General features: G+C 66.4%; 11 protein-coding genes. 5 read left to right on the forward strand and 6 right to left on the reverse strand.

Annotated elements, in window-relative coordinates; genetic code table 11:
* The first annotated feature begins 38 nt into the window (after positions 1-38).
* From ABH926_RS45750 to ABH926_RS45760, 3 genes are all read left to right on the forward strand, one after another.
* On the forward strand, positions 39-410 hold the full coding sequence (locus ABH926_RS45750; protein ID WP_370373358.1) for an integrase: 372 nt from the start codon (positions 39-41) through the stop codon (positions 408-410).
* Positions 411-424: 14 nt separating this feature from the next.
* Complete coding sequence (locus ABH926_RS45755; RefSeq protein WP_370373359.1) at positions 425-685, forward strand: hypothetical protein; 261 nt, start codon at positions 425-427, stop codon at positions 683-685.
* Positions 686-993: 308 nt separating this feature from the next.
* Complete coding sequence (locus tag ABH926_RS45760; RefSeq protein ID WP_370373361.1) at positions 994-1,443, forward strand: hypothetical protein; 450 nt, start codon at positions 994-996, stop codon at positions 1,441-1,443.
* A 90-nt stretch (positions 1,444-1,533) separates the two neighbouring features.
* Here the strand turns inward: ABH926_RS45760 and ABH926_RS45765 are convergent, their stop codons facing one another.
* The 5 genes from ABH926_RS45765 to ABH926_RS45785 form a co-directional block, all read right to left on the reverse strand.
* A complete protein-coding gene (locus ABH926_RS45765) occupies positions 1,534-2,574 on the reverse strand; it encodes a MupA/Atu3671 family FMN-dependent luciferase-like monooxygenase (RefSeq protein WP_370373362.1) in 1,041 nt (346 codons plus the stop codon).
* A complete protein-coding gene (gene acpS, locus ABH926_RS45770) occupies positions 2,565-3,011 on the reverse strand; it encodes a holo-ACP synthase (protein ID WP_370373364.1) in 447 nt (148 codons plus the stop codon). The genes ABH926_RS45765 and acpS overlap by 10 nt, the downstream gene beginning before the upstream one ends.
* A gap of 155 nt (positions 3,012-3,166) precedes the next feature.
* Positions 3,167-3,451, reverse strand: a complete 285-nt coding sequence (locus tag ABH926_RS45775; protein WP_370373366.1) for an acyl carrier protein — start codon at positions 3,449-3,451, stop codon at positions 3,167-3,169.
* A 5-nt stretch (positions 3,452-3,456) separates the two neighbouring features.
* On the reverse strand, positions 3,457-4,761 hold the full coding sequence (locus ABH926_RS45780) for a type III PLP-dependent enzyme (RefSeq protein WP_370373368.1): 1,305 nt from the start codon (positions 4,759-4,761) through the stop codon (positions 3,457-3,459).
* Complete coding sequence (locus ABH926_RS45785) at positions 4,761-6,170, reverse strand: ATP-grasp domain-containing protein (protein WP_370373369.1); 1,410 nt, start codon at positions 6,168-6,170, stop codon at positions 4,761-4,763. The genes ABH926_RS45780 and ABH926_RS45785 overlap by 1 nt, the downstream gene beginning before the upstream one ends.
* A 314-nt stretch (positions 6,171-6,484) precedes the next feature.
* On the opposite strand from ABH926_RS45785, the gene ABH926_RS45790 reads away from it, so the two are divergent.
* Together ABH926_RS45790 and ABH926_RS45795 are read left to right on the forward strand one after the other, a co-directional pair.
* Entirely contained in the window at positions 6,485-7,825 is a 1,341-nt protein-coding gene (locus ABH926_RS45790; protein ID WP_370373371.1) for a condensation domain-containing protein, read from the forward strand.
* Between the two features lie 48 nt (positions 7,826-7,873).
* Complete coding sequence (locus tag ABH926_RS45795) at positions 7,874-8,743, forward strand: aminoacyl--tRNA ligase-related protein (protein WP_370373372.1); 870 nt, start codon at positions 7,874-7,876, stop codon at positions 8,741-8,743.
* Between the two features lie 37 nt (positions 8,744-8,780).
* Here the strand turns inward: ABH926_RS45795 and ABH926_RS45800 are convergent, their stop codons facing one another.
* Positions 8,781-9,281 (reverse strand): flavin reductase family protein, encoded by a 501-nt coding sequence (locus ABH926_RS45800; RefSeq protein WP_370373374.1) that lies wholly within the window; start codon positions 9,279-9,281, stop codon positions 8,781-8,783.
* Positions 9,282-9,301 lie beyond the last annotated feature (20 nt).

The following is a 9,301-nucleotide window of genomic DNA, read 5'->3' on the forward strand; positions in this document are numbered from 1 at the left end:
TCTGAAACTCGGCCACCTGCCACGACCGGTGATGATGCATGACCGCGTTGGTTCGTCTGGTCTACAGATTCGGTGTCCTTGTGCTGTCCTGGCTAGCGCTGCTAACCAAGTCATCAGCATCGAAGAACGTCGAAATACTGGTCCTGCGCCACGAGGTCGCGGTACTGCGCCGCAGCAATCCCACACCACGGATCGACTGGAGCAATCGGGCCGAGTTCGCGGCGCTGGCCCGGCTACTACCGAAGCTGCTACGTGCGCAGCGCATCGTCAGGCCGGGCACCCTCCTGCGCTGGCGCCGCCTGGTCGCCAAGAAGTGGACTCAGCGACGGCCTCCAGGACGTCCTCCGCTCGATGAGGCGATCGTTGCGCTGATCGTCCGCCTGGTTTCCGAAAACCGCACTTGGGCGTAGTTCGGATCCAAGGCGTGCTGCGTCGGCTCGGCCACCGGATCGGTGAAGGCACGATCCGCAAGATCCTGCGTTCCTGCCAGATCCCACCACCAAGTGTACGCGACGACTCATGGCGCCGGTTCCTCCGAGCCCACGCCGAATCGATCTCGGCGATCGACTTCTTCCACATCGACTGCGCCATCTCACTGTCACTCCTGTACGTGACATTCGTCATCGAACACCGCACCCGACGGGTACACCTTCTCGGCATGACCCGCTACCCGACGGAAGCCTAGGCGACACAGTCGAGGCCGCACCGCGCCCTCGGGGGTCTGTTCGATTAACCGGTCGAAACTGGAACTTCCACGGCCGCACCCCGAAGGTTACCGGCCACCCTGGTGTCCGCAGAACCAGACTCAACTGTCCGCCCACCAAAATCTTTTCGCGTCCGCCGTCAGCTTGCCGTAAGTAAACGTCATCGCACCAGCTTCAGCCGTCTGGACGCGTGACGCTACCAAGTCGTCGGCGACCAGGTAGACGGACGGTAGCGATCAGGTACTTCTCAAATAAGCGCCTGGTGCACGGTCGTGTTTAGGCCGACGACGTGACGGCCAGCGAGCGACCGCCCCTCGAGAGAACAGCGCGATTCGAGAAGATGGCAAACAGGGTCACTGCGAAGCCTGATATCGAGCTTCGAAACGTCGACAAGGTGTCGATCGAAGAGATCTTCCGTCTGGGAGTGTTGCACGACGGCATCAGACTCTTGACGTCCGAGATCAGGTTTCCGATTCTCGGCCAGGTCGTACCACGTGTCGAAATCGAGATCACCGGTCCCGGCTTCGAAAAGAAGGTGACGGTCAGAGTAAACCAGAACTCCCCCTTTTTCTTCGACGGTATGTCTGTGAAGGCTCGTATCAACGGTGAAGACCGCGAGGTCGCCGCCACCCAGTTCGTGGACGAGAAACGAGCCCGACCGGCATGTACGACTTCGGCATGCTGCGCGAGAACGGCATGCGCAGCTTCGAGTCTTGGCGGCGATGGTCCGGGAACTTGACGATCATGCTCTCGCGCGGCACGCCCACACACCGGCGTGTACAGGTCGAGGTGCTGCCCGAGTGCTTGGCCGAAGCCTTCGTTCGCACCGTCAGCCGATGCGCCGACGGAGTCGATCGAGCCTTTCCAGGCCGTCTAGCACGACGTTCCTCTCAGCCCCGAAGTCGATCAGGCAGGCGATCTCGTCGACACCCAAAGCGTTGAGCCGTTCGACGGTCGCCACGCCGTCCTCGATGGTGCCGAACAGGCCCGCGTGGTCGAACAGTCGGCCGAAGGCTCGCTCAAGGAGCACTTCGCGGTCTTGCGCAGACAGTTTGCGAAGGTCGAAGCTATCTCCGGGAGTGTCCGCCAGAGCGCCGGCGAGGAGATCCATCGACGTGCTCAGATATTGGGTGAGGGGGGCGCGCACCAGGTCGCGTACTTCTTCTCGGTCCTCGCCCAACAGGGTATGCAGCATGAGTACAACGTGCCCGCTCGCGCCGTCGCCGTGCTCTGCCTTCAACGCCGCACGGTAAGCCGCGATGCCGCGGTCCAAGGCCGCGTGGTCCTGCTCCAGCTGGTGGGTGAGCACACCCGCTCCGAGCCGCCCAGCCAGCCGATAAGTCTGCGGAGAGCCCGCGGCAGTGATCCACACCGGCAGTTCGGGTTGGACCGGACGGGGATACAACCGGACGGGGCGCTGAAGGCCCTCCGGCACGCTGTAGTCTATTGTCTCCCCGCGCCACAGTCGCCGCACCACCTCGACCGTCTCAGCCATGACGTTCTTACGGTCCTTGTAGTTGTCCGGCTGGAAGACGAAGTCGCCTGCGTGCCATCCTGATGCGAAGGAGATCCCGGCCCGACCGTCGGAGAGGTTGTCGACGACGGACCACTCCTCGGCGATGCGGACCTGATGGTGCAGCGGTGCTACCACGCTGCCCGCCCTGATTCCGATCTGCCGGGTGACCGCGGCAAGCGCCGCGCCGGTCACGGCCGGGTTCGGATACTGGCCGCCGAAGGGGTGGAAGTGCCGCTCCGGCGTCCAAACGGCGCGGAAGCCGTGCTCGTCGGCGAAGCGCGCGCTGTCCAGCAGCAGCCGGTAGCGGTCATCGCCGGCCGAACTGTCGGCGAAGAAGAACAAGCTCAGGTCCATGGGTCCGGTTCCTTGGATCGGGTCGCCGCAGGCGGCGACGGAATGGTTTCCGGCCATCGGGGCTGGCCCTGCTCTGCAAGCGCCACGCAGAACACCAGTCCGGTCTGATGACTCAATGAAAGCGTGATCCTAGCCAGGCCGGCCTGGTTGGCGATGGAAGCCGCACCGCCGGACAGGTAGACCCTCGGTGCGCCGGTGTCGTCGCTGAGCACCTCAATCTCGCGCCAGACCAGGCCTTGGCCCAGGCCGCGACCAAGGGCTTTGGCCGTTGCCTCTTTCGCGGACAACCGACCGGCCAGGTATTCCAACCGCCGCTGAGGTCCCAGCGTGTCGGCGTGGGCGAGTTCGCGGGCGGAGAAAACGAGCCGCTGTCCGGCCGGGTGAGCGGCGATCCGGCTGATCCTGGCAACCTCGAACAGGTCGACGCCGACGTTCACAACAAGCCATCCGCCCGGTCATCGCCTTGCGAACCCGGGCAGCGGCCCCTGTACGGCAGCGCCCCAGGGCCGTCCACGACTGCTGCGGTCATGTCCACGCGGATGCGATCGCCACCGCACATGAGGAAGTCGACACCGCCTTCTCGGCCGAGAGGCTAGTACCCATCGGCGGGAACCTGCTGCCCGGCAAGGCATGCCTCGACGTATTCGGCGAGGGCACCGACGGTCTCAAAAACCTCGGGCGTCAGCTCGTCCGGATCGATGTGCAGGTTCAGCGTGTCCTCAAGGGCCATGAGCAGCTCGATCACACTCGTCGAGTCGAGAGCCAGATCGCTGAAGAGCCGGGTCTGCGTGGTGAGCTCAGGAGGCTCCTTCGACAGGGTCGCACTGATCGCCGCACGCACCGCGGCGATCGTGTCGTCGCTCGGGGGATACGCCACCGGTTTTAACTCCTTGCCGTAGTGACCCGGGCGGCGGTACCAGCCGCGCGTGCCAGGTCGGGATGGGTGGACTGGCGGCCGAGGATATCCTCGACCGTGTCCCTGGTCCGCACCGGGTAGGTCCGGCCGTTCAGGACCAGGACCTCGGCCGGGTAGCCGTGGCTGAGAAAAAACACCGGCGAGGCCGACGGTCCGTAGGCTCCGGAGCTGAGCACCCCGACGAGGTCGCCGGGCGTCAGCCGGGGAAGGGTGACGGCCTTGGCGACCATGTCGTTCGGAGTGCAGAGCGGTCCGGCGATGTTCCACAGTTCGTGCGGTGCTACGGGCCCTGCGACACGAGAGAGCACCACGATCGGGAAGTTCCGCTTGACGAAGGAGCCGATGCCGACGGCCGCCATGTGGTGGTGGGTGCCGCCATCCGCCACGGCAAAGTTCTCGCCCATGGAGCGCTTGGTATAGCGCACCCGCATGAGGTACGTGCCACACCCGGCGGTCAGATAGCGTCCGGACTCCAGCATGAGCCGGGTCTGGGGGTGGGCGGTGGAGAAGTCTGCCAGCAGGGGGTTGATGTCGGCGGCGAGGTCGGCAAGATCGAGCTCCCGCTCACCGTCGAAGTAGGGTACGCCGAGGCCTCCGCCGATGTCGACGGCGTCCAGGGGGATCCCGATCTCGCCCGCCACCCGCTCGGCGAGATCGAGGATGTAGGCGGTGTTCCGTACGATCACCGACGCGTCCAGCACCCTGGTACCCAGGTAGACCTGGACGCCCGCGACGTCAACGTGCTGGAGGCCCGCCAAGCGCGCCTTGCCGTCAAAGACCGCGGCCTCGTCGATGCCGAACTGGCGCGGCTTGCCGCCCATCGTCAGACGCGGTCCGGCGACCGCGGTCGCCGGGTTGATGCGAAGCAGGACACGTATGCGCAGCCCGGCGGACCCCGCCGCCCGATCGGTTGCCGCCAGCTCGTCAAAAGACTCGCAGACGAGCGCGTAGATCCCGGCGTGGACACACGCGGCGATCTCCTCGGGACTCTTTCCCGGGCCGAGGAACACGATGTCCTCGGGTGCGGTTCCGGCGTCGAGGACGAGCCGCAGCTCGGCCAACGATGACACCTCAGCGCGCGCGCCGGCCGACCGTAAGACGTCGTACACGCCCCTATTTGGGTTCGCTTTCAGAGAGAAGAAGATCTCCAGGTCTGGGTGGAGTGCAGCACGCAACGCCAGGAAGTTGCGCACGAGCCAGTCCCCGTCATACACGTACGTCGGAGTGCCGAAGCGCGCGGCGATGCCGCTCCAGTCAATGCCGTCGTCCATCAGTTCACCATCAATTCGTCGAGAGTGGCCTGCACTTGTCCGCGCAGAGCCAGCACCTCGGGTTCGTTGCCGGCTACGAGGACGGCGTACAGCCGGCCGTAGGGCCGCCCGTCGGCCACGACCGCCGCGTTGAGGGTCGCGAAATTGGTGATCAGCAGGCCGCGGGCAGCTTCGCGCAGCCGCTCCGGAGAGGTGGGCAAGTGGCGACCGAGCACCGCTGCCACCTCGTCGAACCCGAACGTGCGCCCCGGGCGGAGTTCGAAAGAGGTCGCCAGGGCACTCGTACCGGGCGTGATCAAACGTTCTGCGATCCGGTTCTGATACGTCGCCATGTTCAAGCGGGCATTGATCTCCAGGCACGGATAGACGGCGCCGTCGGTTCCGAGGATCGCGTCGACGCCGACCAGCCCGTGATAGCCGGACGTGTGCAGCACCTTGGAGACCACCGCGGCGGCGTTCTCGAGCTGCGCGATCTCCTGAGCCCGAAGATCTGGCGGGAACACGTGCCCGCGGTGCACGCCGTCACGAGTCAGCGCAGTCTTGATCGTCTCGAAGGTGAAGTGGCCGTCCTGGCCTACGAGGAACTGGTAATTGAGGTCGGCTCGCTTGTCGATCCAGCGTTCGACGACGAGAGAGACCTTGCCGTCCCCGGTCGATTTCCGCGCGATCATGCGCAGCAGCCGGTCGGCACGCTCCCGGCTATCCAGCACGACCATGCCGCGACCTGAGACACCGAGCGACTCCTTGACGACGACCGCGCTCGCGCCCGCTTCCCCGAGGTGGAGCCGCAGGGCCTGATCGAGATCGTCGATCGTGCGGCACACCGAGCCGGGGACGGAGGTCAAGCCCGCGGCGTCGACGAGTTCGCGGCTGAAGATCTTGCCATTGACCTCTTTGGCTACGACGGAGCAGGGACCGGCGAGCGGCAGCCCGCTTGCCTCGGCGACCTGCTCCTCCAGTACGGAGACGCCCAGCGGCGCGAGATAGGTGTGACCGTCGTCGAGCCGGCGCAAGGCAGCCAGCAACTTCGGCGAGTCGAGCGCGTCCTCGGTAACCGTGCGCCGCGGGTCGTTGTGGTCGACCGTACAGACGGCGGCCTCGATGAGCCCGATGTCCGCCAGATACGCCGCGTAGGCGGGATCTGGCGCCTGTTTGAGCACGACGACGTCGCCGGCCTCGGCTAGCGCCAGCCCGACCTCCTCGATCCGGTTGACGGTGGCTGCGGAGAACGACAAGCCTGTGCCGGGCAGGGCAGGCTCACCACGTCCCCAGACGCGTTCGACTTCGAAGTTGTTGAGGTACACGAAGCGGGCGTGCGGATCGCCGGTGAGAGCACTCTTAAGCCTCGCCGCGAAGCCGGTCGGCGCGGCCGTCGGAACGTGTGGGGGGGCATGGTTCGGGGCTGTCATATCAGCCTTTTCCGTCGGCGGTGGCCGATGAGCCGCGCCATGCGTTGGTGTCCGTGGACCACGCAAACCCCCATCCCTTGGAGCCTCTCGCCGACCGGGTCGCCGACGGCGCCCGCAGTGAGGGTGCGGGCATCGCGCTTTCGCAGCGTAGGAGAGCGGCCGGGGAGGCCGACAGGCAACGGGGCGGCAGCTTCGGCACCGGAAGTTGCCGCCGCCCTGCCTGGTTGCTCGCGCGTGCCCCGTGCCCTACTTGAGATGTCAGAAGGGCCTGCGGCGGGCCGGAGTCGAGGTCGAGCGGAGTCGAACGCAGTGTCATGAATCATCCACTGACCCCCGGACCGACGGCCGGCCAACAGGCGCTGTGGTTCATCCAGCACCTCGAGCCCGAGTGCGCGGCCTACAACACAAGCCTCGCGCTGAGCCTGCACTTCACGGTCGACCCCGTGGTGCTCGACGCCGCGGTGCGAGCGACGGTGCTCGGCCATGGCCTGCTCAACCAGACCTTTCCACGGCAGCTGTTTGCCGGGGGGGAGTCAACCGCCGCCAAGCCCATCCCGGAGCGGATGCTGGAGTTGGTGGTGGCCGACGAGGCAGAGCCGCAGCTCCAGGCCCACGTCCTGGCTCTGTCGCAGCGACCGTTCGACCTTGAGCACGAGCTGCCGGTGCGGGCTGTGCTGCTGCTCCAGGGACAGGAGCCTGACGTCCTGCTGCTCGTCGCTCACCACATCGCGGCCGACAACATCTCCCAGTTGAACCTGTGCCGCAGGATCCTGGCCCGGTACGCAGCTCTTCTGGACGACGAACCGCCGGAGGAAGAGGACGACGGCGCAGCGTTCGCAGGGTTCGTAGAGCGCCAGCGGGAGTATCAGGCCTCGCGGAGAGCTGAGACAGCACGGGAGTTCTGGGGCAAGGAACTCGCGGGCCTAACGCGGCACACCGCATTGCCGACCGATCTTCCGGTGCCCACCGTCTACCGCTACCAAGGCGCACAGGTCGACATCGCGCTGCCCCCGGACCTGACCAGCGGACTCGACCGAGCCGCCGCCGAGCGCAACACCACCACGTTCGCGCTGCTCATGGCGGCCTTCCAGGTCCTGCTGCGCTCCCACTCGAGGCAGCGCGACCTCGCCGTCGGCTACCCCGCCACCTTGCGGCGAGGTGAGCCGGAGCGCGCTGCAATCGGCTATTTCGTCAACACCCTGCCGCTCCGGACTCGCATCGGACCGGAGGACTCGTTCAGCGAGGTCCTGCACGCGGTCTCGCGGGCCCACTTCCGGGCGCTGCTGCAGCGCGACTACCCGTTCGCCCTGCTTCCGTGGCCCTCAGAGCTCCGGCAAGATCCGTCGCGTCCCGGACCGGTCTCCGCGTTGTTCGTCCTCAACGATCTCGACCCGGACGAACCGGGCGCCGCGCTCGCGCTCGGCCATCGCGTGCAGATCGCCGGGTTAGACGTCGCGGAATACCGGCTGCCGCAGCAGCTCGGCCAGTTCTGGCTGACGCTCCAAATAACCAGGTACGGCAAGCAAGCGCAGGCGGTCTTGAAGTACAACACGTCGCTCTTCACCGAGAAACGCGCGCACCTGCTCGCGGAGCAGTACGCGGCCATCCTGTCCGAGAACGCACGGCCGGGGGTCAACAGTGGCCCGGGTTTCTGACCACGGCGGCGGCGCCTTGGTGCTTCGAACGAGACGGAGAACCTCGAGATGACGAGCAGTACAGCCGTGTCGGCCGCAACGCCGCTGGCCCGCATGGCGGATGCCGGCTGGGTGTCGCCCACATCGGTACCCGGCCTAATCGGGTACACCCCGAAGTTCGAGTCCGTGCTCGAATCCTTGCAGACCGCTCTGACGGCGCTGGATCCGCACGGATTAGGGGGCCCTGTCCAGCACGCGCCGGTGGTCCCGCGGGAAACAATCGAGCGAGCGCAGTATGCCGAGTCCTTCCCGCACCTTCTGGGCACAGTGCACGCGTACGCCTCGGCCGAGCAGGCGACGGCACCGTCGGCCAGCCAACGCGAGCTGACCGACGTGGTGCTGGCTCCCGCCGCTTGCTACAGCGTGTATCCACAGATCGCAGACCGTACCCTGGACCTGGAACAGCACTTCGACGTCTTCGGGTACTGCTACCGCCACGAGGCCACCAGCGAGTACGGGCGCTTTCGCTCCTTCCGGATGCGCGAGTTCGTCATCGTCGGTGGACAGGAGCCGGCCTGGGAGTGGCGCGAGGCCTGGATTGAACGCTGCGAAGGACTGTTCGCGCGGCTCGGGCTGAAGATCGCCGTGGTGGCGGCAAGCGATCCGTTCTTCGGTCCCGGCGACCGCTTCATGCGCGCGAGCCAGCTCCAGCAGAGCCTGAAATTCGAGTTCGTCGCGCCAGTGCACGCACGAGACGAAGGCACCGCGATCGCCTCGGCCAACTGCCACAAGGACCATCTCGGCGAACGCTTTGCCATCCGGTTCGCCGAGATGGGTGTGGCGCACAGTTCCTGCATGGCTTTCGGGCTCGAACGAGTCGTGTCCGCGCTGATCCAAGCGCACGGCGACGATCTCGCCAACTGGCCTGAGCCCGTCTGACGGCTGTCGGTCTCCCGCGTCCGCAGACGACCCGCGGCTACGCGCCCGCGGCCGATCCTGGACCCTCCGGGTAGAGGCCGCGGTAGCGGCCGCCGTGGAAGACCAGCGCCGATGCGGCCGGTTCGAGCCCGACACGCTCGAGGCGCAACAGGCCGATGTCGTGGTCTCCAGCCTCGATCGTGCGCTCCAGCGAGCACTCGAACCAGGCACTGGCGCCGTGCACCAGCACTCCGCCGTGTGGCGTCGCGTACCAGGCCACGTCGGCGAACCGGTCCACGTCCCGCTGGGAGAAGCGGCGGCCCACAGACTCCTGCGACGCGCTCAGTACACTGACTCCTAGCTGCGTGGCGCGCCGGATTCTCGGCCAAGTGGTCGAGGTGTGCGCGATGCACACGGAGATCAGCGGCGGCTTCAGGGAGACGGAGACAAAGGAGTTCACCGCCATACCAACCGGCTCGGTCTCGTCCAGCGCCGCCAGCACCGTCACGCCGGTCGGATAGGCAGCGAAGGCTCGGCGTAGCGCGTGGGATTCGATCATGCGGATCATTCTTCGGCTCC

The sequence above is a fragment of the Catenulispora sp. GP43 genome, from assembly GCF_041260665.1.
In the GTDB taxonomy this organism is placed as follows: domain Bacteria; phylum Actinomycetota; class Actinomycetes; order Streptomycetales; family Catenulisporaceae; genus Catenulispora.

Excerpts from the sequence above, each read along its gene's own strand:
- ABH926_RS45750 (WP_370373358.1), top strand. The coding sequence starts at position 39 with ATGACCGCGTTGGTTCGTCTGGTCTACAGATTCGGTGTCCTTGTGCTG.
- ABH926_RS45765 (WP_370373362.1), bottom strand. The coding sequence starts at position 2,574 with ATGGACCTGAGCTTGTTCTTCTTCGCCGACAGTTCGGCCGGCGATGAC.
- ABH926_RS45780 (WP_370373368.1), bottom strand. The coding sequence starts at position 4,761 with ATGGACGACGGCATTGACTGGAGCGGCATCGCCGCGCGCTTCGGCACT.
- ABH926_RS45785 (WP_370373369.1), bottom strand. The coding sequence starts at position 6,170 with ATGACAGCCCCGAACCATGCCCCCCCACACGTTCCGACGGCCGCGCCG.
- ABH926_RS45790 (WP_370373371.1), top strand. The coding sequence starts at position 6,485 with ATGAATCATCCACTGACCCCCGGACCGACGGCCGGCCAACAGGCGCTG.
- ABH926_RS45795 (WP_370373372.1), top strand. The coding sequence starts at position 7,874 with ATGACGAGCAGTACAGCCGTGTCGGCCGCAACGCCGCTGGCCCGCATG.
- ABH926_RS45800 (WP_370373374.1), bottom strand. The coding sequence starts at position 9,281 with ATGATCGAATCCCACGCGCTACGCCGAGCCTTCGCTGCCTATCCGACC.